The sequence below is a fragment of the Bradyrhizobium algeriense genome (assembly GCF_003062295.1).
Lineage (GTDB): Bacteria > Pseudomonadota > Alphaproteobacteria > Rhizobiales > Xanthobacteraceae > Bradyrhizobium > Bradyrhizobium algeriense.
In genome coordinates this window covers 130,005-151,878 of record NZ_PYCN01000002.1, presented here as the reverse complement: position 1 = coordinate 151,878, position 21,874 = coordinate 130,005, and the positions used below count along the sequence as shown (strand labels likewise).

The following is a 21,874-nucleotide window of genomic DNA, read 5'->3' as shown; positions in this document are numbered from 1 at the left end:
TTTCGCCTATAAAATCATCATATTGATGCCCGCATCTAATTCTGAGTAGGACCGTAGGGCTATGCCATCGATAACGAGGAATCCTGCATGGGCCTGCGCTGCATCGCCGCCGTCGTCTACAACGACTGCGCCGAGCCCTTGGCGGCGATTTCCGTCTCGGGGATGACCAGCCGCCTGACGGACGAACGCCTGCCGATGTTCGGGCAGACGGTGCGGGAGGTGGCGGCGGAATTGACGGTGGCGCTGGGTGGCGTGATGCCTGAAATGAAGGCCGGCTGAGCCTCATCTCCGTCGTATAAAAGCTGTCCATGATTTCCGGCATGGCACGGGCCCGCTTTCAGATTGCGCCTGAACGGAAGCGGGCCGTAGTTTTTGCTCAACCCGTGCCTATTTCCCGAGCGCGGCCTGCGGCGTGTTCCGAAAACTGATTGCCATGCGGTTGTAGGCGTTCATCAAGCCAATCGCGATCGTGAGATCCACGAGCTCTCGCTCGTCGAACACGGCCCGGGCGGCCCGATACGCTTCATCCGGCACGTGCGTCTCTGCAACGCGCGTCACCGTTTCCGCCCATGCAAGGGCGGCGCGCTCGCGCTCGTCGAAGAGATTGCCGGCTTCTCTCCACGCCTGTACCAGCGCGAGCTTTTCGATCTTCTCGCCCTTCTTGAGCAGGTCGCGCGTGTGCATGTCTAGGCAGTAAGCGCAATTGTTGATCTGCGAGATCCGCAGGTAGACCAGCTCGACCAGCGCAGGCGAAAGCCCGCTCTGCATGACGTAGCCGTAGACGCCGCCCAGCGCTTTCACGCCGGCTGGTGCAATCTGGTTGTAGTCGAGACGTTTACTCATTTTTTGCTCCTTGATGACGAATCTTGTTCTGCGGAAGTCGTCAGTTCTTTCTCGCCGGTATCGACGACGAACACGGCGAGCAGCTTGGCGGGCCTGGTCTTGCTTGCATTGCGACTGACGGGGTGACGGGAGCCCGGCGTCTCGTAAAAACTTTCGCCCGCGCGGTGGACCTGCTTCGGTCCGTCATTCACCTGGGACTCGATTTCGCCCGACAGGACGTAGCCGAAGATGAAAGCCGACTTGGCATGGATGTGCGAAGGCGATGCGCCGCCCGGCGCATAGTCGACAATCAGGGCGACCAGCGACTTGCCGGGGATATTGGGTATTGTCTGCGAGAAGTGCGGCGTGACCGTTTCGCCGATGCCATGGGCGGCGGCAGGCGCCGCCGTGGCGATGGCAATGGCAGCAAAGGCCGTGCCGAAGATGGATCGTATTTTCATGATAGTGTTCTCCTTTGCTTGCATGGGGTGCTGATGCTCTAGTCCGGAAAAAGCCTGCTCACCTGCGAACCACAGTTTTCAGCGAGTCGACGAACACCCAGAAGGAGGCGGCGAACAGCCCGACGTCCTTCAGGAGGAACTGGCCCGGCGCGACCGTGATCGCGGGCGGCCCGAGCTCCGGCACGACGACGCCCGGCGTCGAGATCATGAAGCTGACGGTCGTGACGAAGAGTCCGGCCGAGAGAAAACCGCCGGCTGCGGAAAAGATTGGGTTCGCCAATCTGAGGGCGATCAGCAGCCCGATGTTGAGTTCGAGGAAGCCGAGGAAGGTGGAGAAGCCGCGGACGGAAAACAAAGCATAGAACCAGCTCACGAGCGGGCTGTTCTCCACCAGCGGCACCAGCCCGTTGGCCTCGTATTCGGTAAACTTCATCCCGCCGAACCAGGCGTAGATGATCGCGAGCGACACGTAGAGGCCTACTCGGCTAATCGGCTCGGCGTAGGCGAGCAGGCGTTCGGCATGATCGCGCCACCCGGAGACTGTGCGAAGTGCCAGGATCTGTGTCGGGACCTGGGTGGCGATGCGTGACAAGGCAACTTCCGTTTTCATGGTACTTCTCCTTTTCCACCGGACGTGAAGGACTGCCGTCGAGCATCAACTCGACGGTCTCGGCACGTCCGGGTGGATGCCGAGAATGCGCCAGCGGCCTTGGCGGCTGGGCGATAATGCGTTGGCGCCGCCTAGGCGGTCACGCTTTCATGCTTGTGCAAGTTGTAACGGGGCGCCGGGATGGCACTCGAGAGCTTGTCCGTCATGGCGAGGCGCGCTGCCTCATGACGATCCCACTCTGCCTTGTCAGGCAGCGATGGGATGGTCACGGTCTCGCCAAGGTCGAGACCGGCCAGGGCGGCATCGACCATGTCGTCGGCCGTCATCACGATCTGCGCCGGAAGCTGATGAACCGGCGTACCGGCGACGTCCCAGAATTCGGTTGCCGTGGCGCCCGGCAGGACCGCCTGCACGCGGATGCCCTTGCCGGCGAGTTCGTGAACGAGCGAGTGGCTGAACGCGAGCACGAACGCTTTCGTGCCGCCATAGACGCCGTTCAGCACCTCCGGCGCGATGGCGACAATCGACGAGATGTTGATGATCGTGCCGCTACCGCGGGCGACAAATCCGGGGACCGCTGCATAGGTCAGCCGCGTCAACGCGGTGACGTTCAGGCGGATCATGTCCACCATCTTGCCGAGGTCGGAGGCGAGCAGCGGGCCTGCAGCGCCGACGCCTGCATTATTGACCAGCAGGGAGATGCCGCCGTTGGTCCGAAGGATGCCTTCGACGCGTTGCAGGTCGCCTTCGGAAGTGAGATCGGCTTCGACCGTTTCCACTTTCCGGCCCGTCTCGCTGGCGAGCCGGCGCGCCAGTGATGCAAGCCGCTGCCGGTTGCGCGCAACAAGAATGAGATCGTGGCCGCGCTTGGCCAGACGATCGGCGTAGATCGCACCGATGCCGGTGGATGCACCGGTGATAAGGGCGGTGCCTTTGGCTTGGGTCATGTCCATCTCCATTGGTTGGCCGGGTTTGTTGCCTCGCGTTGATGGATAGCCCCTTCCGAAATTGATGGGTATCTGGCAAAATCGAGATGTATCCTTCCAAAAAATGGAAGTATCAAATGGACCGTCTCGAAGGCATGTCGATCGTGTTAGCCGTGGCCGAAGCCGGAAGCCTGTCGGCTGCGGCTCGCCGACAGAAAATGCCGCTAGCGACCGTGAGCCGAAAGGTGTCCGAACTCGAAGCGCACCTGCACACCAAGCTGTTCAACCGGTCGAGCCGCGCACTTGTCCCGACCGACGCGGGGCTCTCCTACATCGCCGCCGCAAAGCGAATCCTTGCCGATATCACCGAAGCCGAGCGCGCCGCTTCCGGCGAGTACACAACGCCACGCGGAGATCTGCGTGTTTCGACCCTTGTCGCGCTCGGCCGCTTGTGTTTGCAGCCGATTCTGGCGGAGTTCCTGGTGACGTTCCCGGAGGTGGACGTTGAGCTCAATTTGCAGGATCGGACCGTCAATCTCTTGGAGGAGCACATCGACGTCGCGCTTCGCGTCGGTGCTCTCGCCGACAGCAGTTCGATCGCGGTGCGTGTCGGGGAAATCCACCGCATGGCTTGCGCCAGCCCGGCCTATCTGAAATCTCGCGGAACGCCCAAATCGCCTGATGACCTCTCTGCGCACGACTGCATCAGCTATCCTCCGATCCAGTCGCCAGGCACGTGGAGGTTCAGGCGAGACCAGACTGAGTATGTGGTGCCCGTTCGGTCCCGCTTCGTTGCGAGCAATCTCGAGTCGGCCTGCGATGCTGCGCGCGCAGGCCTCGGGATTACCGTGGCCTTCTCTTATCTTCTCGCCGAATCGATAAAATCCAGACAGTTGATTGCGCTTCTGCAGGATTTTCAGCCGCCGCAGCAACCTGTCAGCCTTGTGTACTCGCCGAACCGCTTTATGCCGGCCAAATTGCGCGCATTTCTCGACTTCGCGGTGCCACGTCTCAGGGCGCAGCTCGCCGATCTGCCAAAAGGTGTGGCCCGCAATCGTGTTGTCCGTGAATAAAGTTGCACAACGTCCGGGCGGGTTCATAGTGGCGGTCCGTCATTGCGCGCCCGAGGGAAATTAGGTCTGGCGGCGAGAGCCCCGACATCGCTATATCCATCCATCGCTGTCCACGGCGCGGCTTCGAGGGACGATGTCCTCCGATTCAACGATGGGGAAATTCATGCCTTCTGAAACCCGCTCGCCTCGTCTCGCGGTTCTGATTGATGCAGACAATGCGTCCGCAAAGATTGCGGATGGTCTGTTTGAGGAGATCGCCAAGATCGGCGAGGCCAGCGTTCGCCGCATCTACGGCGACTTCTCCAATGCCCGGTCCAAGGGCTGGGCCGATATTCTATCGAAACACGCCATCATACCTCAGCAGCAGTTCGCCTATACGACCGGAAAGAATGCGTCCGACATAACCTTAGTCATCGACGCGATGGACCTGCTTCACAGCGGTCGGTTCGACGGATTCTGTCTGGTGTCATCAGACAGCGATTTTACGCGACTTGCCGCCCGCATCCGGGAGCATGGCGTCGATGTGTTCGGGTTCGGCGCGCAGAAGACGCCGGAAAGCTTCAGGCAGGCCTGCCGAAGATTCTTCTATACCGAGAACCTGCTTGGCAGCACGGTGAACACTCAGGATGCCGCCTCGAAGTCGCAGCCGCTCCAATCCCCTGATGAAGCCACCTCTATCATCAAGAAGGTCATCGCCCAGATGGAAAGCGAAGACGGGTGGGTCGATCTTGGGGAAGTCGGAAAACGGATTACCAACCTGGCCCCCGATTTCGATTCGAGGACCTTCGGCTCCCGCAAGCTGAGCGACCTCGTGCGAAAGACAAACTCTTTCGAGATCGAGCAGCCGAAAGCTGGCGGAACCACGCGAATTCGGATCAAGCCTGCTGCCGGACCGCCTGCGAAGACGCGAGCCGCCCGCAAACCTGCGGGGTGAGGGACGAGCCCAACCATAAGCAGTCCATCATTACCGGCATGGCAGCGGTCTGCTTTTGGTACAAGGCGACCGGTTGGCGGAAAACTCCGATCCGCTAGACTGTCCTGCAACGCATGAGCGGACGCGGTTGCGTCGTCTGCCGCATGAAGATGCAGGGGGAAATCATGGGCCGGAAGATCGCGATCGTCGGAGCGGGCGCCGTCGGCGGATATGCCGGTGCCCATATGGCGCAGGCGGGTGAGGATGTCACGTTCATCGATCCCTGGCCCGAGCATGTCGAGCACATGAGGAAGCACGGGCTGCGCGTCACCCACGCCATGGACGTCGCGGAATTCTCGGTGCCGGTGCGCGCGCTCCACGTCACCGACGCGCAGCAGCTCGCCAAGGAGAAGCCGGTCGAAATCGCCTTCGTCTGCATGAAATCCTACGACACTGCGTGGGCCACCATGCTGATCCGGCAATATCTGGCGCCGGACGGCTATGTCGTGTCGCTGCAGAACTGCATGAACGAGGAGACGATTGCCGGGATCGTCGGCTGGGGCAAGACGCTGGGCTGCATTGCCAGCAGCATCACCGTGAACCTGCCGGAGCCCGGTCATATCCACCGCGGCGCCGGCAAGGGCGGGGCGGCGCATACGGTGTTTCGCGCGGGCGAAGTGCATGGCCGTATCACGCCGCGGGCGCAAGAAATCTGCCGCCTGGTCGGCTACTCCGACAGCGCCAAGGTGACGGACAATCTCTGGGGCGAGCGCTGGTCGAAACTGGTCGCCAACGTCATGGGCAACGGGCTCTCCGCCTGCACCGGCCTGCCGGGCGGCGAAATTTTGCAAAGCGAGCCGCTACGCCGTTTCTCCACGCGGCTCGGCAGCGAAGCGATCCGCGTCGGCCAGGCGCAGGGCTACCAACTGGAAGAGATTTTGCACCTGCCGCCCGAGACGATCGCGCGCGCCGGCGAAGGCGACGAGGCGGCGATGCGCGCCTGCGACGAGCAGCGTTTCAAGGACGGCAAACGGACTTCCTCGCAGCAGCGCCCCTCGATGGGGCAGGACATGCAGAAGGGCCGGCGCACGGAGATCGAATTCCTCAACGGCCTTGTGGTGCGCGAGGGCGAGAAGATCGGCATTTCCTGCGCCGCCAATGCCGCGCTGACCGATATCGTCAAGCGCGTGGAGCGCGGTGAGCTGAGCCCGGATCCGCGGCACATCACGGAACTGCGGATGAACTAAGCGGCTTCGCGCCGTTGCGGGGCAACGATATTCCCAAAGCTTTCTGACCCGGGACCGGTCAGTGACGCTTCAGCGCTTGCCCACGCGCCATCCCATTTCCCAGAAGTCGGCTTCGAGCCTTGTGGCTTCCTTGAAGATCGCGATCAGCTCTGCCTCGCGGGCCGGCGTGGCGTAGAGATCGGCGAGACCTTCGAGGTGCGCCCGGGCTTTTGCCGCGACTTCCTGATAGGGGCCCCCGGCATACTCGGCGATCCAGACGCTATACGGGTTTGTCGCGGCGAGCGCATTGGGCCGCGCGGCAAGCCGCGTCGCGATCTCGGCGTAGCCGATCACGCAAGGAGCGAGCGTCACCTTCAGCGCCAGCAGATCGCCGCGCATTCCAGCGTCGAGCACGTAGCGGGTATAGGCCAGCATCTCGACGGCCGGAGGGGCTTGTTCAAGGTCGGTGGCCGACAGACCCCAGCCGGCGCAGAGTTTTACGTGCAGGTTCATCTCGACGTCGAGAATGGCCGAGAGGCCGGACGCCGCTTCACGCATGTCAGCGAGCGTGGGCGACTTGTAGACGGAGAGCGCGTAGGCGCGGGCAAACTCGATGAGGAACAGGTAATCCTGGACGAGGTAGTGACGAAACGCCGCCTCGGTAAGCGAACCGTCTGCCAGCCCCTCCGTGAAGGGGTGCTCGGTATAGGCCCGCCACTCGGCGGATGCTGCTGTCTTCAGTCGCTCGAAGAAACCCATGATCTTTCGCCGGCCTTTCGTTTCAAGGGAGTGCCTTCGTTTCAAGGATTGCCTTGGCGCACCCCGGAGGAAGGCTATCGCGTTTTCGGGCGAAGTGGATACCGTGCAGTCAGGAAAATGCCGGAAATGAACATTGGATCGGATCTGGAGCTTCGGCCTCGCCAAGCCGCGCGTTCGTTGTTTACGATCCAATGAGTCGTATCCGATGAAATTTGGGCATGGGAAATCGCCATGGGGATAAAAAGCCATACCGCTGCGCCCACGGCAGCGCTTGCTCTCGGACTCTGCACGGTCGTGTCGCTGGTCGCGGCCGTCATCGGCAATCTCGGCTTGACGTCGCCTGCAATGGGCGAGCCGGCCGCACTCACGAAAAAGCAATCGGAGGCGCTCGATAAATACAATAATTCACGAAGCCACTTTGAGGCGATCCTGGGCCAGCGGCGCGCGCAGATCAATTCCAGGCAACCGCTACCGAACCTGCCGGGACAGGCGCTCTACCTTGCACGCAACAACATGATGAGCGCGTACAAAGATCTCACCGACGCGCTTCCGTCCAAAATTGGCGGGCCCAATAAATACGGAATCCCTCCGGCGTACTTTAGCGCCGACAATGAACCGCTGCTCGACGAGTACAGGAGACTTTTCGACCTGATGCAGGCGCCGCCCGTCAACGCGCAAAAATCAGATACCCCATTCAAGGACGTCGTCGATCTGGGCACGGCCATTGCGCGAGCCAGGGGCCTTGATCCGGCCAATGCCGAAGCGGCAGGACGCATCAGCCTGGGGCTGTTCTTTGCCGAGACAAATGGCAATCAAAACATCGGGAATGCGCGCTCGAATAAATACAAGGGAAGTCTGCAAACAGGCGTACCCGAAGATCAAAATGGGCGAAAGAAATGGGCGGCGATAAAAAAGTCGATAGCAGCCCTTGATCCTGCACTCAGCCTTCGCGACGACAAGGAAGAGGCACGGGTCGGCAATCTGGATCACCGGTATAACCACTGGACCGCCGTGCGCGATGGCCTGATGAACGCGCACGCGGATATTTTCCCGCAAGTCCCGTCGATCGTGAAAACACTGCCAGATCCGATCGATCAGATGAAGCTGTTCGAACTGATCCAGATTATTCCGAGTCCAACGAAGTCCGCACTCAAGTCAAGCAACCTGCTCAACTATAGAATTTCTGACCCGACAATCATGGGATACCTGCGAAACAACAGCGTTTTCACCTTTGGACAGGCTGACAGGGCCAAAACATCTGCAACCTTCCGCGAAATCCTCGATGCGATGTGGCTCTTCAACGACAAGTTTGAACGGGCGCTTGCCGAATTCGACAAGATCAAGGCGCGGTCAAAGGGTTGAAGTCGGCAGGCCGGAGCGAATGCGAGGCGGGCCGCCACCCCGCCATCAGAGCGGACCGAGGATGCCCCATCGAGGCTCGCAGAACTCCTTCACCGCCGCTGTGACGCCGCTGCTGATGATGTCCCGGCGTTCAGGTGAACTCATCTTGAGCTCTTCGTCCCGGTTGATGATCGAGCCCGCCTCCAGCAGGGCGGCAGCCATCTGCGTCTTTCTCAGCACGATGAGCTCATCGTAGCGGTAGACGCCGGTTTCCTTGTTCAGCAGCGGACGCTGGTAGCGGCCCATGATGGCTTGCGTGTATTGCTTGGCATACTCAAGGCCCTGGGCCTTCATTTCCTTGCCGATAAGTTCGGCGAAGGCGAAGCTTGTCTTGAAGTCCGGATTCCTGCGGGAGACGAAGACGGAATATCCGCTGAAGCGATCGCTGAAACGGCTTTTCTTTCCCTCGAACTCCCAGTCCTCGAGGAACTTGTTGGGCACGGAGTCATGGTGGATCGACAGGAAGAGATCCGCGTGCAGATTATTGGCGGCGTCGACGCGTTTGACGAGGCTGCGCCTGGCCTTGCCTTCGGTCAGAAGCAATCTGGTCTCGGCAAAACCTTCGGCCTTCAACTTCTCCTCAATCTGCTTCGCAAGGCGCAGATTGAAGGCAAACTCGGAGACGTTGCGGGCGCTGATCGCGCCTTCCGATTCGGCGGTATGTCCCACGTCCAGAACGATCCGGAACTTTGCGGGATCGCAACGGGTCGCGACCGGTTTCAAAGCGGTAGGGGGCAAGCCGACCGGCCCCAGGGCGGCAAGCTTTACGTTGCGGGGCTTTGGCGAGACGGCACGCCTCGCCAAAGCGGCAGGCTTGCGCGAAGTGACGTACTTTGGCGATTTGGCTTGTTTTGTCGACTTGGCCTGCTTTGATTTGAAGAGATCCGACAGCCAGCCGGCATCGCTGACCTCGATCGGCAGAAGCACCATTGCGGCCATCGCGGCGATTATGGTGCGGCGGCGGGGCCAAAATCCCGAAGCGATACTGCCGAGAACACAAATGAACCCGCGGCGCTTCATGTTCGCCCCCCTCCCGAAGGGCCATTATAGCAGCTCAGGTCGCGATAGCGGAAGGGGTCATGTCAAGGTGCTGGCGTGGAGCAAGGTGGGGTTGGCGTGGACGAAAGCCGTCACTTGATGCCGTATTGCGCCATGTAGTCGGCCACGCCCGGGCGGATGGCCAGCGCTGTCGCGATATCGGCCTCGCTTCCCGCAATGTCACCCTTCCGTCGTTTGACGAGCCCGCGCCCATACAGCGAGACGGCTTTTCTCGCGTTGATACGAAGCACGGCATCATAGTCGGCGAGGGAGTCGTCGAGCGATCCTTTCCCGAGATAGGCGAGCGCGCGGCTATCGAGAAGGCTGGGATCGCGAGGTCGTATCAGTAATGCCTCATTGCAATCGGCGAGGGCGCTGTCGAATGCGCCGGCAAGTGCGCGGATGAAACAGCGGTTGTTCAGCGCGCGGGCATTTCTGGGCTCGAGTTTCAACGCTTGTCCAAGGTCCTGGATGGCGCGGTCATAATCACGTTTGGCCTGGAAGGCTGAGGCACGACGCACGAAAGCGAAGGCATTCCCGGGATCCGGATCAAGTTCAATCGCCCGGTCGTAGTCTGCCGTGGCGCGATCACGCTGGCCTTTCAGATCGTAGGCGAAGCCTCTGGCATTGAAGCCGGACGGGCAGAGCGGATCCAATTTGATCGACTGGTCGAAATCCTCGATAGCCCGGTCGTATTCGCGTTTGTCGAGGTAGACAATACCGCGGAGCAGGTAGCCACGGGCGTTGGCGGGAAAGAGCTTGATGGCTTCGTCGTAATCTTCAATGGCATGGCCGAATTCACTCATGCCCGCGTAGAGCACCCCTCGTTCGAGAAAGGCGACAGAGGAGCCGGGATCGAGGCTTATTGCATGATCGAGGTCCTCAACGGCTTCCCTGAACTGGTGGTTGGCCCCGCGGGCGATGCCTCGTTCACCATAGAAGCGCGGGTTTGCTGGATCGGCCTTGATGGCCTGATCAATCTGTTCGATGGCGCGGTCGTAATCGCCCGTGAACTTGAAGCGGGTTGCGGCCAGGATGAAAGGGTAGCCTTTCTTGGTTTCGGGCGATGGCTTCCGGATTTCGCCGTACGCTGCGCGCGGCGGAACGCGGCAGGCCGAAAGGATTTTGCCTGACAGCGGATCCTCCGCCCGGGCGAGCTCCCCCGTTCCAGCCAGGATGGTCAAGCATGCCGACAGTGCGAAGGCCAGTGGCCCGAGGGTGGCCGTTTGGTGGGAACGCCAGCGATGCGAACGCCACAACCTTTTGTCCGCGTATGAACGGACCACTGCACGACTTCCAAACCAAAACATTCGCAATTTCTTCAACCGACCCTGATGCAACGTTAGCATGTATTGTTGCGAAGCAAACCGGTTGGCTTGTCTGTACAGCGAAACTTTCGATGCGCGGCGTTTCCATCTCGTGATGGCAATAACCAATTGATTTATCGTAACTTTCGTCGATCCCTTCCACTCCGCGGGAAATAAAATCACCCGCGTTGAGATCGCGTGTCGCTGTCGCGAAGATCGCTGCCAGAGCCACACCCTTGAGCGAGGCGCAACATGGCGAAGATGCGAGCGATCGATGCGGCCGTACGGATCCTGGAAAAGGAAGGCGTGACCATCGCCTTCGGGGTTCCCGGAGCGGCGATCAATCCGTTGTATTCCGCGCTGAAGAAGCGCGGCTCGATCGGGCACATCCTGGCGCGCCATGTCGAGGGCGCCTCCCACATGGCCGAGGGCTATACCCGCGCCGGGGCGGGCAATATCGGCGTCTGCATCGGCACATCGGGGCCGGCCGGCACCGACATGATCACCGGACTCTATTCGGCGATCGCGGACTCCATTCCGATCCTCTGTATCACCGGGCAGGCGCCGCGCGCACGGCTTTACAAGGAAGACTTTCAGGCCATCGATATCGAATCCATCGCCAAGCCCGTGACGAAATGGGCGGTCACCGTGCGCGAACCGGCGCTGGTGCCGCGCGTGTTCAGCCAGGCGTTTCATATCATGCGCTCCGGGCGCCCGGGGCCGGTCCTGATCGACCTGCCGCTCGACGTGCAGCTTGCGGAAATCGAATTCGACGACGAGACTTATGAGCCGCTGCCGGTCTACAAGCCTGTAGCGACGCGCAAGCAGATCGAAAAGGCGCTCGAGATGCTCAACGCGGCGGAGCGGCCGCTGATCGTCGCGGGCGGTGGCGTCATCAATGCCGACGCATCGGAGTTGCTCGTGGCGTTCGCCGAGACCGTCAACGTTCCGGTGGTGCCGACGCTGATGGGGTGGGGCGCCATTCCCGATGATCACGTGCTGATGGCGGGCATGGTCGGCCTGCAGACCAGCCACCGCTACGGCAACGCGACCATGCTGCAATCCGACTTCGTGCTTGGGATCGGCAACCGTTGGGCCAACCGGCACACCGGTTCGATCGAGACCTACACCAAGGGTCGGACGTTCGTGCATGTCGATATCGAGCCGACGCAGATCGGGCGCGTCTTCAATCCCGATTTCGGCATCGTGTCCGACGCCAAGGCGGCGCTGGAATTGTTCGTCGCGGTGGCCAGGGAGTGGCGTAAGGCCGGCAAGCTGCGGGAGCGGCAGGCGTGGCCGGCGGCGTGCCAGGACCGCAAGCGCACGATGCTGCGCAAGAGTCATTTCGACGACATGCCGATCAAGCCGCAGCGCGTCTATGAAGAGATGAGCAAGGCGTTCGGGCGCGATACCTGCTACGTCAGCGTGATCGGCCTGTCGCAGATCGCCGGCGCGCAGTTTCTCGGCGTCTACGGCCCGCGCAACTGGATCAATGCAGGGCAAGCCGGTCCGCTCGGCTGGACACTGCCGGCGGCGCTTGGCGTGCGCGCGGCCGATCCAAGCCGCAACATCGTCGCGCTGTCGGGGGATTACGATTTCCAGTTCCTGATCGAGGAACTCGCGGTCGGCGCGCAGTTCAAGCTGCCCTACATCCACGTCGTCGTGAACAACTCCTATCTCGGACTGATCCGCCAGGCGCAGCGCGGCTTCGACATGGACTACCACGTCCAGCTTTCCTTCGAGAACATCAACGCCCCCGAGCTCGGGGTCTACGGCGTGGACCACGTCGCGGTGGCCGAGGGGCTGGGCTGCAAGGCGATCCGCGTCACCGACCCGAACCATGCGCAAGCGGCGTTCGCGACAGCTCGGGAATGGATGGCGGAGTTCAAGGTGCCTGTTGTGGTCGAGTTCATTCTCGAACGGGTGACCAACATCTCGATGGGCACCGAGATCGACAACATCGTCGAATTCGAGGAGGTGCTCGATCTACCGCTGGACGACACACCCGCCAAGTCGAGCGCGCCGCAATCCGGCAAGCTGCTGCCGGCATAAATCGAGGAGAGTAGATCGTGCCAAAATTTGCCGCCAATCTCACCATGCTGTTCGGCGAGTTGCCGTTCCTCGATCGCTTCGCCGCCGCCAAGTCGGCCGGCTTCAGCGGGGTGGAATATCTATTCCCGTATGATTTCGACAAGGCCGAGCTGCGCGAGCAATTGCACCAGCACGGGCTGACCCAGGTGCTGCATAATCTTCCCGCGGGCAACTGGGCGGCGGGTGAGCGGGGCATCGCGATCCTGCCCGACAGGGTCGAGGAGTTTCGCGACGGTGTCGCGCGCGCCATCGATTACGCCAAGGCGCTCGATTGCCGTCAGCTCAACTGCCTGGTCGGTATCGCGCCTGACGGTGTGGACAGGATCGATTTGAACGAGGTGCTGGTGGGGAATCTGCGTTTCGCAGCGGATGCGCTCGCGAGGGAAGGGATCAAGCTCCTGATCGAGCCGATCAACACGATCGACATCCCCGGCTTCTTTCTGAACCGGACCGAGCAGGCGCTTCAGCTCATTGCGGACGTACGTTCGAGCAACCTGTTCGTGCAGTACGACATCTACCACATGCAGGTGATGGAGGGCGACATTGCGCGCACCTTGCAAAAGCACTTGGCCCGCATCGCCCATGTCCAGCTCGCTGATAATCCCGGCCGCAATGAGCCGGGCACCGGCGAGATCAACTATCCCTTCCTGTTCCGCCATCTCGACGCTATTGGTTATCGCGGTTGGGTCGGGTGCGAATACAAGCCGAGGACGACGACAGTCGAGGGCCTCGGTTGGCACGCCGCGCTGACGGCCGACACTTGAACAAGAAACAAGAAAAGACAAAGGGGAGTTTGAAATGATCGATATCGGCTTTATCGGCCTCGGCACCATGGGGCGCCCGATGGCGGGCCATCTTCAGGCCGCTGACCACCGCCTGTTTCTGCACGATGTAGGGCCGATTGCGCCGGAGCTGGTCGCTGCCGGTGGTGTGGTCTGCAAGTCCGGCAAGGAAGTCGCCGAGAGGGCCGACGCCGTCATCATCATGGTGCCGGATACGCCGCATGTGGAAGCGGTGTTGTTTGGGCCGGACGGCGTCGCGGCCGGGCTCTCCAAGGGGCAGATCGTCGTCGACATGAGTTCGATCTCGCCGCTGGCGACCAAGGAGTTTGCAAAGAAAGTAGAGGCGCTCGGCGCCGATTATCTCGACGCGCCGGTTTCCGGTGGCGAGGTCGGCGCCAAGGCGGCGAGCCTGACCATCATGGTGGGCGGGCCGGAGCGCGCGTTCAACACCATGAAGCCGGTGTTCGACAAGATGGGCAAGAACGTCACCCTCGTCGGCGGCAATGGCGACGGGCAGACCACCAAGGTTGCCAACCAGATCATCGTGGCGCTGACGATCGAGGCGGTCGGCGAAGCGCTGTTGTTCGCGTCGAAGGCAGGCGCGGATCCGGCGCTGGTGCGGCAGGCGCTGATGGGCGGCTTTGCGTCGTCGCGAATTCTCGAAGTGCATGGCGAGCGCATGGTGAAGCGCAACTTCGAACCGGGCTTTCGCATCGAACTGCACCAGAAGGATCTCAACCTGGCGCTGGAGGGCGCGCGTGCGCTCGGCATTTCCTTACCCAGCACGGCGGTCGCTCAGCAATTGTTCAGTTCGTGTACCGCCCATGGCGGCAAGGCGTGGGACCATTCGGGCATGGTGCGTGCGCTGGAGATGATGGCGAACCATCAGGTCGCAAAAGGCTGAATTATCTGGAACTCCCCTGTGACTGGAACCGCGTCGAAATTTCGGCGCGGCCCTTTTTGCTGCCGCATTGGAACCGGAACATTCTCTCGCTTCCAGTGGTTGAGACGCATCATCAATTCACTGGAGGATGTGATGAATAATCGTTTGGCTGTTTCGTTGATTGCCGCCTCGCTGCTGGTCCCAGGCGCGGCATTTGCCCAGTCGACTACCGCCCAAGGTGCGGCGGAGGGCGCCGCGAGGGGCGGCGAAGTAGGTGGCCCGCTCGGCGCGATCGTCGGCGGCACCGTGGGTGCCGCGGTCGGCGCAGCCGTGGAAATTCCGAACGCCGTAATCACCTCGATCCCGCGTGACCGTTCTGTCGTGGTTCGTGAGCAGGTGGTGGTGGGCGAGCCGTTGCCCCCGACCGTCGCGTTGAGACCGGTACCGCGATACACGGAATACCGCTATGCGGTCGTCAACGATCGCCGTGTGATCGTGGAGCCGCGCACGCGCAGGGTCGTCAGGATCCTCGACTAACGAAGACCGCGTTTCCAGGATTAATCCTCGCGGGGCGTTGTCCCGCGAGGATTTTTTGTGCGAGGATTTTTTGCGACGGGGGCTAGGGCAACGATCGCTGGGTTCGCCTGATCGTCCAGTCGAGAGCCGCAGCAGCCACAAGGCCGAGCGATGCCGCCAGCGCGTCGACCAAAAAATCTTCCAGGCGTGCGTGCCGGCCGGGCGCCAGGAACTGCAGCACTTCGATCAGACCTGTGAAGGCGATGACGAGGGCGGCCGTGCGCGATGGAGCGCGCGTGTAGGCCAGTCCGAAAGCCAGTCCCAGCAGCACGAAGGCAAGCGCGTGCTCTCCGTTTTGTCCGAGGTTTGAATGGGGCCGCTGTTCCGCCGGCCCGAGGGTGGCGAACGCGATGGCTGCGGCAAGGCCCCAGGCGAATAATCGAAGGATGATCGTCATCGGGACCGCATAGCACGAATTATGTGCCGGATATTCCCGTGCATGCGAATTGGCGATGCCTGTGGTTAATTCGCCTCAGAGCGGCTCCCGTACGCCCATACCGTGCATGAAGCGTTCCCGGATCTGCACGGGATCGCGGCGGGTGGTGCCAAGGCCCGGCTTGTCGTCGATACGCACGCCGATCAGCGTCGGGCCTGCGGCCGACATGGATTGTTCGATCAGCCGCTCGAAATCGTCTTCATCCGCCGCCCAGCTGGAGTGGGTGAGCCCGCTCGCGATGGCGATGGCGACGACGTCGGCAACAGTGGCGCCTGGCGTCGGTTGCGCGCCGGTGATCTGATAGATGCCGTTGTCCATCACCACCATGGTGAGGTTTTTCGGCGCCAGCGTCGCAATGGTCGAGAGCGACCCGAGTTGCATCAACAGCGAGCCGTCGCCTTCGAGCGCAAACACCCGGCGGTCCGGTTGCGCCAGCGCTACGCCGAGCGCGATCGGGAAGGCAAGGCCCATGCTGCCGAGCATGTAGAAATTCTGCGGCCGGTGGCCGGCGGCCCACAGGTCGAAATTGGTATTGCCGATGCCGCCGATCACGGCTTCCTCGTGCTTCAATTTCGCGATCAGCCGCGAGGTGAGATCGAAGCGGTTCATGACCTTGGTATTGCGGGCAGAGGTGTCGCTGTTCATGGGATCGCTCACTTGTCGAAGACCTTGCCGCCGGTCAGAAGCGGCGAGAGGATCAGCGCGACCGGCGCCTGCGTGGTGATGGCCTGCTTGATGGAGCGGTCGACGATGAATTCGAACTCGTCGAGACGTGTGGCGGTGTGGTGCTCCATTGCGAGCGAATCCAGCACGGGGCGCATGGTGCGGCACACCAGCGACTGGCCGTAATTGAACTCGCCGAGCGTGCCGCGCTCGGACACGAACATGATCAGCGGGATCTGATAGGGGATCGCCAGCGACGCCAGCACGTTCGCGAGCGTGGCAAACCCGGACGTCTGCATCAGCACCGCGCCGCGCATGCCGCCCATCCAGGCGCCGGAGACGATGCCGACCGCTTCCTCCTCGCGCGCGGTGGGGAAGGTCGTGAAAAAGGGATCGGCGTGCAGATTCCTGATCAGCGTCGTCAGGACGCGGTCGGGCACGTAGGGGACCAGGCGGATATCGTTGCGCTTGAGGGTTTGCAGCACGATGCCGTGCCAGCTCTTCTCAGAGGTTTCGGGCGAGGTTTTTTCCTCCACAACCGCCATTTTGGTCTCCCTCATCCGCGCCGATTATTCGTCGGCTTTCATTCTTGGAGCGGCGAAACTTGACGCCATCGGCGAGATTGTCAACATGTTCCGATCGTATCCTGCTCTGCGCCGCGCGCCTCTACATCGGGTATGCGGCGATATGAGATAAGCAAGAAGAGATGCCGGGAGGGGCAATGGCTGGATATATCCGAAATGCTGCCAACGCGGCTGCCGCGCTGCGGGCGCTTCCACTGAGACTTGTTACTGACCATGGCCGCCAGCGGCCCTCCCGCCAAACCAGTCAAGCCCTACGCTCTTCGAACTGAAAGTTGCCAAGGAAAATGACCGTCAACAACAAGCGCGTGTTCTACGTCAAATATCTCGCTCACGAGATCTACATCGACATCCTGAAAGCGCGCGCCGACGTGCGGCTGGACCGGCTGGAAAACGAAAGCCCCGATACGATTGCAGCGCCAATTTTGGCGGCGGCGCATGCCTATCAGGTCGGAGCGGCGCGCGACGAGATCGCCAGGCATTTCCATGTTGACAAGGATTTGCTGAAGCGGGCGCCGAACCTCCTGATCGTGTCCTCGAACGGCGCGGGTTTTGATCCCGTTGATGTCGATGCCTGCACGGCGGCGGGGGTGCTCGTCGTCAATCAATCCGGCGGCAACGCCAACTCGGTCGCCGAGCATGCGCTCGGCATGCTGCTGACGCTGTCCAAGCGCATTCTCGAGTCCGACCGCGCGCTGCGCCGAGAGGCCAACGTCAATCGCAACGCGCTGATCGGCAACGAGGCGCAGGGCAAGACCATCGGCATCGTCGGCATCGGCAATGTCGGCCGCCGCATCGCGGAGCTGTGCAATGGCCTGCTGCATATGAAGGTGATCGCCTACGATCCCTTTCTGACCGCGGAAGAAATCGCCGCGCGGGGCGGCGAGAAGGTCGAGCTTCACGATCTGATGCGCCGCTCGGACTTCGTCTCGATTTCCTGTCCGCTGACCAAGGACAATCGCCGCATGATCGGCGCCCGCGAATTCGCGCTGATGCAGCCGCACGCCTTTTTCATCACCACGGCGCGCGGCTTCATTCACGATGAGGAAGCGCTGTACGAGGCGTTGCGCGACAAGCGGATTGCGGGCGCAGGTCTCGACGTCTGGGACAAGGAGCCGCCGCCGCCGGAGCATCCGCTGCTGCAGTTCGACAATGTGCTGGCGAGCCCGCACACGGCAGGCGTCACCAAGGAAGCGCGCATGAACATGGGCAAGATCGCTGCCGAGCAGATTCTCGATGCGCTGGATGGCAGGCTGCCGCCGCGCATCGTCAATCCCGAGGTGTGGCCCGATTACGTCAAGCGCTTCGAGCGCACGTTCGGATTTGCGCCGAAATAGGCCATCACGTCAGCGAGAGACGATTCCATGACGGCCGAACCGGCAGACCGCTTTTATGAGTCCCAGGGGCTGCGGCTGCACTATGTCGACTGGGGCAATGAAGCCGCGCCGCCCCTAATCCTGGTCCATGGCGGGCTCGATCATTGCCGCAACTGGGATGCGATCGCGCGCGAATTGCAACCGCATTTCCATATCATCGCCCCGGATCTGCGCGGCCACGGCGATTCCGATTGGGCAAAGGGAAGCAGCTATAGTCTGGTCGATCATGTCTATGACCTCAGCCGCTTGATCCACTTCACGGAGCTGCGGGATCCCGCCATCGTTGGTCATTCGCTGGGCGGAATGATCTCGCTCGCCTATGCCGGAACCTATCCGGATCGGGTATCGCGCCTTGCCGTGCTGGACGGAGCCTTTCTGTCAGGCTCCCGACGCACACCGATTCACGAGCAGATGTCGCGATGGATCGACCAACTCGATCGCATCTCCGAGCGCGAACCCAGCGCGTTCCGGACGATCGAGGAAGCGGCGACGCGGTTGTCGGCGCGCAACAAGCGGCTGACACCAACGCTGGCGCTTCATCTTGCCCGCCACGGCGTTCGGCAGGATGCCGACGGTCTCTATCGCTGGAGGTTCGACCATTATCAGCGGGCGAGGGCGCCGTATCGGCTGTCATCGGACGAATATGCCGCCTTGTGGTCGCGCATCACCTGTCCGACCCTGTTGATGTGGGGTGACGAAAGCTTTCTTCCCGACCCCGAGGCCGCCGGCCTGCTCGCGCATTTCAGGCAGGCCGAACTGCAGAAGCTCGCAGGCGCCGGACATTGGCTTCATCATGACCGGCTCGATGAAGTCCTCGCGTCGTTGCGGCGGTTTCTTGATGCGCCGCAGCCTGCTCAAGCACGGTGACCACCGGGCTATGAGCCAAAATCCGGGGGGAAGAATTTTGCCGCCGGCAGGTCGACCGGGGCAATAAATCCACTGCCGATCAGCCTCAGGACGAAGCGCGCATTGCTATTTTCCCCGACATCTCGACTAGTTGGCGGCTTAGGACCATTTTCGTGGTGCGCCTTGTTCCACCGGCGCCCATGGAAGATGTCAGATGCGACAGGTTCGTTCATTTCTCCGCAACGCCCCGTCCCGGATCGGACGCCGGCTGGCCCATATCGTCGCCATCGCCGCCGCCAGCCTGCCGGCCGCGGGCGCCTAGGCGTCTACCAACTGAAGATTGGATTCTCTTGAGCGAAGTGACGGTTCGCGGCTGCTCTGCGAACGCGCTCGCGCCCTTGGAAAAATCAACTAAGCGCCCGGTTGATTGTGAACTAGATTACTCGCCTTGAGTGACGTGATGACGTAATCTGCCCTCGTGCGGGAGTGAGGGGGCGCATGTTCGTCTGCGACATTCTGGCAGAGGTGCCCGGATCCGGTGCGCCAAGACCTGCAGTCCCGGAGAACGGGTGATGCTGCTGCGCGCCGCAATGACGGAATTCCTGACCGACTGGCGAGCCGACCTATCAGCGGCGTGGCGGTCGGTGTTGCAGGATATTGATCCGGCCTTCGCCGACATCCGCGCCGATCTCACGTTCACTGTAGAGCAACCGATCTACCCGTCGCGGCGTGTCTCCCCGCTGGCGGGAGCGCGGCCCGACGCCCATGTATTTCGCGCGTTCGACGCCACGATGCCGGAAGATATTCGCTGCGTCCTAGTGGGGCAGGATCCTTATCCGCTGATCTCGCGTGCAACCGGGCGGTCTTTCGAGCAGGGAGACCTGGCCGGCTGGGATCAGGCCGGTGTTGCAACCAGCCTGAAGCGGTTGCTGCAGATGATTGCGAATGAGAGGACCGCCAGCACGAGGTTTACCTTGGCAAACGGCTGGCACACGCTTCGTTCGGCGATCGCGAACGGCGAACTCTATTTCGGATCGCCGCGAGAACTGTTTGATCGCTTGCATGAACAGGAAGGGCTGTTGTTCCTGAATGCGAGCCTGACCATTACCCGCTACCTGCCCGGTGGGGCGCCTGAGCAATTATTCGGTCACATCCCGCTCTGGTCGCCGATCATCGGCAAGGTGTTGAGCACGCTCGCGCAGCGCACGACCGGGCACGTCGTATTCTTGCTGCTCGGCACGCCGGCGCAGCGCGTTGCCGACAAGGTGCGAATTCGGGAGATCGCCGAGCAGACGGGCGTCTGGCGCACGCGCGTGGACGAGGTGCGGCTTTCGCATCCCGCATCGAACGATTTCCTGAGCGGCCCGAATCCATTTCACGAGGTCAACGCGCGTCTTGCCAATATGGGAGCTGCGCCGATCCGGTGGTGATTGATGCTCGCGGTGCCATTCCGCACCAGGGCGGTGGAGGTTTGAACATGACCGACTTCACGGGAAAGACGACAGGAGAAGCGGCCAGCGTTGCCGCAGGACCGGACCCCGCCGCACGTTCCGACATTGTTCCGTTCGATGCTGCAGCTCCTTCTGCGTCTGCGATGGTCATGTTCGGCAAGATCGTGCCCATGCACGGCGAAGCAATCGACGATGGTGTGCTCTATCTAAACAAGGGCCTGATTGTCGCCGTGCGCAAGCGGGGTGATCCGTCGCCGGCAGGCTTCGAGGGCGCGCCGCGCATCGAAACCGGCGGGGTGATCTATCCCGGCTTGCTCGACCTCCACAATCATCTCGCCTACAACATCCTGCCGCTCTGGATTCCGCCGAGGGCATTCGGCAACCGCAACGACTGGCTGAAGCTTCCCGACTACCGGCGCTTCGTTAACACGCCGATGGGGACATTGACTCGGCGGCGGCCCGACCTGATTAAGTCGATCGTGCGATACGTCGAGACCAAGCTTCTTGTCGGTGGCGTTACGTCGGGCCAGGGAATGCATAGCACCTTTGGCGGCGTGCCGTATTTTCAGGGCATCGTGCGCAATTTCGAGGTTCCGGCCGATCGCGAGTTGCCGTCGGCCAAGCACAAGATCACCGACCTTGAAGACGAGCCTGCTGAAATCGACAAGTTCCGCCGAACGGTCCAGTCCGGAAAACCGTTCTTCTTCCACCTTGCGGAAGGAAGGGATTTGGTCGCTCGCGCGCAATTCGAACTGTTGAAGCGCGAGCAGCTCTTCGCCAACAATCTGGTCACCATCCATTGTGCTGGCCTGGAGCCTCCTGATTTTGCCAGGCTGGCGGAGGCGAACACCCGGGTCGTCTGGTCGCCGCTCAGCAATCTTCTGCTGTACGGAAAGACGCTTGAAGTAAAGAGTCTGCTGCAATCGGGAGCGCCGTTCTCGCTCGGAAGCGACTGGACGCCTTCGGGCAGCCGCAACCTGTTGTTGGAGATGAAAGTTGCAACGCTGGTCGGCCGCAACACGCCGAATGGCAACGTCAGTGCGCGGAAACTCGCGGAGGCCGTAACCATCGTCGCCGCCCGCTCGGCGGGCTGGGGCGACAAGCTCGGCAGTATCGAGGACGGCAAATATGCCGATCTTCTCGTTCTCGACGCCGACAAGCCCGACCCTTACGACAATCTCGTTGCTGCCACCGAGAGGGACATTCGCCTCGTTGTGATCGCTGGCCATGTCCGGTACGGCGACGAGGCCTTGGTCGGGACGGCCGGGCTGGCACAGGCCGAAACGGAACCGCTACGGGTCGACGGGCGGGCGAAGAGACTAAATCTCAATCACCCGACCTCGCCATTGAATGGCGTCACCCTGGCAAAGGCAACTGAGGCTCTTCGTGACGAGATGTCTGATTTGGAGCGGGCAGTGTCTCGCAGCCTGGCCCCTCCGTTAGGCGCTGTGCAAGATACGATTGAACTCGAACTTGACATTGAGCCAGAAAACGACGTGATCGCGCCTTTAGCCGCGCTGCCGCCGATCAAGTCGCTCGAACTTGACGCCCTCACGATCGTCGGAGACGCGCGCTATTTCGATACGCTCGACTCAATTCCGCATTTGCCGGCGTTCCTGAAGGGGGCAGCGGGGCTGAGATCATTCTACTAGC

The 21,874-nt window shown here is 61.6% G+C and carries 22 protein-coding genes and 1 pseudogene; 13 read left to right on the top strand and 10 right to left on the bottom strand.

The annotated features are described in order from the left end of the window. Positions 1 to 57: 57 nt before the first annotated feature. Positions 58 to 279 (top strand): annotated as a pseudogene (locus C7G61_RS04940) (IclR family transcriptional regulator domain-containing protein); the annotation flags it as partial. Positions 280 to 387: 108 nt separating this feature from the next. On the opposite strand, the gene C7G61_RS04935 reads toward C7G61_RS04940, so the two are convergent. The 4 genes from C7G61_RS04935 to C7G61_RS04920 all read right to left on the bottom strand — a co-directional run bounded on the left by C7G61_RS04935 (position 388) and on the right by C7G61_RS04920 (position 2,840). Continuing rightward, positions 388 to 843: a carboxymuconolactone decarboxylase family protein gene (locus tag C7G61_RS04935; RefSeq protein WP_108512980.1), complete on the bottom strand. Its 456-nt coding sequence runs from the start codon at positions 841 to 843 to the stop codon at positions 388 to 390. After that, positions 840 to 1,283 carry a cupin domain-containing protein gene (locus C7G61_RS04930; RefSeq protein ID WP_190241706.1) on the bottom strand — a complete coding sequence of 148 codons (444 nt, stop codon included), beginning with the start codon at positions 1,281 to 1,283 and terminating at the stop codon, positions 840 to 842. The genes C7G61_RS04935 and C7G61_RS04930 overlap by 4 nt, the downstream gene beginning before the upstream one ends. A gap of 58 nt (positions 1,284 to 1,341) precedes the next feature. Beyond that, positions 1,342 to 1,893 (bottom strand): YkgB family protein, encoded by a 552-nt coding sequence (locus tag C7G61_RS04925; protein ID WP_108512978.1) that lies wholly within the window; start codon positions 1,891 to 1,893, stop codon positions 1,342 to 1,344. 131 nt (positions 1,894 to 2,024) lie between these two features. After that, a complete protein-coding gene (locus tag C7G61_RS04920; protein WP_108512977.1) occupies positions 2,025 to 2,840 on the bottom strand; it encodes an SDR family NAD(P)-dependent oxidoreductase in 816 nt (271 codons plus the stop codon). An 86-nt stretch (positions 2,841 to 2,926) separates the two neighbouring features. Between C7G61_RS04920 and C7G61_RS04915 the strand changes: the two genes are divergently transcribed. From C7G61_RS04915 to C7G61_RS04905, 3 genes are all read left to right on the top strand, one after another. Further along, a complete protein-coding gene (locus C7G61_RS04915; RefSeq protein WP_338026047.1) occupies positions 2,927 to 3,892 on the top strand; it encodes a LysR family transcriptional regulator in 966 nt (321 codons plus the stop codon). Between the two features lie 163 nt (positions 3,893 to 4,055). Next, the gene (locus C7G61_RS04910) at positions 4,056 to 4,826 is read left to right on the top strand and encodes an NYN domain-containing protein (RefSeq protein ID WP_108512975.1); all 771 of its coding nucleotides are present in this window, start codon (positions 4,056 to 4,058) and stop codon (positions 4,824 to 4,826) included. Positions 4,827 to 4,990: 164 nt separating this feature from the next. Next, entirely contained in the window at positions 4,991 to 6,052 is a 1,062-nt protein-coding gene (locus C7G61_RS04905; RefSeq protein WP_190241669.1) for a ketopantoate reductase family protein, read from the top strand. 69 nt (positions 6,053 to 6,121) lie between these two features. Here C7G61_RS04905 and tenA read toward each other — a convergent pair whose 3' ends face one another. Then, the gene (gene tenA, locus C7G61_RS04900) at positions 6,122 to 6,790 is read right to left on the bottom strand and encodes a thiaminase II (RefSeq protein WP_108512973.1); all 669 of its coding nucleotides are present in this window, start codon (positions 6,788 to 6,790) and stop codon (positions 6,122 to 6,124) included. 345 nt (positions 6,791 to 7,135) lie between these two features. On the opposite strand from tenA, the gene C7G61_RS04895 reads away from it, so the two are divergent. Beyond that, positions 7,136 to 8,152 carry a hypothetical protein gene (locus C7G61_RS04895; RefSeq protein WP_420836740.1) on the top strand — a complete coding sequence of 339 codons (1,017 nt, stop codon included), beginning with the start codon at positions 7,136 to 7,138 and terminating at the stop codon, positions 8,150 to 8,152. Positions 8,153 to 8,197: 45 nt separating this feature from the next. On the opposite strand, the gene C7G61_RS04890 is transcribed toward C7G61_RS04895, so the two are convergent. Beyond that, on the bottom strand, positions 8,198 to 9,211 hold the full coding sequence (locus C7G61_RS04890) for an N-acetylmuramoyl-L-alanine amidase family protein (protein ID WP_244608129.1): 1,014 nt from the start codon (positions 9,209 to 9,211) through the stop codon (positions 8,198 to 8,200). A gap of 110 nt (positions 9,212 to 9,321) precedes the next feature. Next, positions 9,322 to 10,413: a tetratricopeptide repeat protein gene (locus tag C7G61_RS04885; RefSeq protein ID WP_190241668.1), complete on the bottom strand. Its 1,092-nt coding sequence runs from the start codon at positions 10,411 to 10,413 to the stop codon at positions 9,322 to 9,324. Positions 10,414 to 10,788: 375 nt separating this feature from the next. On the opposite strand from C7G61_RS04885, the gene gcl reads away from it, so the two are divergent. The 4 genes from gcl (at position 10,789) to C7G61_RS04865 (ending at position 14,829) form a co-directional block, all read left to right on the top strand. Continuing rightward, positions 10,789 to 12,588 (top strand): glyoxylate carboligase, encoded by a 1,800-nt coding sequence (gene gcl, locus C7G61_RS04880; RefSeq protein ID WP_108512970.1) that lies wholly within the window; start codon positions 10,789 to 10,791, stop codon positions 12,586 to 12,588. A gap of 17 nt (positions 12,589 to 12,605) precedes the next feature. Next, positions 12,606 to 13,391, top strand: a complete 786-nt coding sequence (hyi, locus tag C7G61_RS04875; RefSeq protein WP_108512969.1) for a hydroxypyruvate isomerase — start codon at positions 12,606 to 12,608, stop codon at positions 13,389 to 13,391. 34 nt (positions 13,392 to 13,425) lie between these two features. Then, on the top strand, positions 13,426 to 14,313 hold the full coding sequence (locus tag C7G61_RS04870) for a 2-hydroxy-3-oxopropionate reductase (protein WP_108512968.1): 888 nt from the start codon (positions 13,426 to 13,428) through the stop codon (positions 14,311 to 14,313). 132 nt (positions 14,314 to 14,445) lie between these two features. After that, positions 14,446 to 14,829 carry a DUF1236 domain-containing protein gene (locus C7G61_RS04865; protein WP_108512967.1) on the top strand — a complete coding sequence of 128 codons (384 nt, stop codon included), beginning with the start codon at positions 14,446 to 14,448 and terminating at the stop codon, positions 14,827 to 14,829. A gap of 82 nt (positions 14,830 to 14,911) precedes the next feature. Here the strand turns inward: C7G61_RS04865 and C7G61_RS04860 are convergent, their stop codons facing one another. The 3 genes from C7G61_RS04860 to C7G61_RS04850 all read right to left on the bottom strand — a co-directional run bounded on the left by C7G61_RS04860 (position 14,912) and on the right by C7G61_RS04850 (position 16,512). Continuing rightward, positions 14,912 to 15,265, bottom strand: coding sequence for a VanZ family protein (locus C7G61_RS04860; protein ID WP_108512966.1), 354 nt, complete (start codon positions 15,263 to 15,265; stop codon positions 14,912 to 14,914). Between the two features lie 75 nt (positions 15,266 to 15,340). Continuing rightward, positions 15,341 to 15,949, bottom strand: a complete 609-nt coding sequence (locus C7G61_RS04855) for a thiamine pyrophosphate-dependent enzyme (protein ID WP_108512965.1) — start codon at positions 15,947 to 15,949, stop codon at positions 15,341 to 15,343. An 8-nt stretch (positions 15,950 to 15,957) separates the two neighbouring features. Further along, complete coding sequence (locus C7G61_RS04850) at positions 15,958 to 16,512, bottom strand: thiamine pyrophosphate-binding protein (protein WP_108512964.1); 555 nt, start codon at positions 16,510 to 16,512, stop codon at positions 15,958 to 15,960. A 323-nt stretch (positions 16,513 to 16,835) separates the two neighbouring features. On the opposite strand from C7G61_RS04850, the gene C7G61_RS04845 reads away from it, so the two are divergent. The 4 genes from C7G61_RS04845 (at position 16,836) to C7G61_RS04830 (ending at position 21,873) form a co-directional block, all read left to right on the top strand. Further along, positions 16,836 to 17,885: a hydroxyacid dehydrogenase gene (locus tag C7G61_RS04845; protein ID WP_108512963.1), complete on the top strand. Its 1,050-nt coding sequence runs from the start codon at positions 16,836 to 16,838 to the stop codon at positions 17,883 to 17,885. A gap of 27 nt (positions 17,886 to 17,912) precedes the next feature. Further along, positions 17,913 to 18,791 (top strand): alpha/beta fold hydrolase, encoded by an 879-nt coding sequence (locus C7G61_RS04840; RefSeq protein ID WP_108512962.1) that lies wholly within the window; start codon positions 17,913 to 17,915, stop codon positions 18,789 to 18,791. A 551-nt stretch (positions 18,792 to 19,342) separates the two neighbouring features. Next, positions 19,343 to 20,200 carry a uracil-DNA glycosylase family protein gene (locus C7G61_RS04835; protein WP_108512961.1) on the top strand — a complete coding sequence of 286 codons (858 nt, stop codon included), beginning with the start codon at positions 19,343 to 19,345 and terminating at the stop codon, positions 20,198 to 20,200. A 47-nt stretch (positions 20,201 to 20,247) separates the two neighbouring features. Then, complete coding sequence (locus C7G61_RS04830; protein ID WP_108512960.1) at positions 20,248 to 21,873, top strand: amidohydrolase family protein; 1,626 nt, start codon at positions 20,248 to 20,250, stop codon at positions 21,871 to 21,873. Position 21,874: the final 1 nt, after the last annotated feature.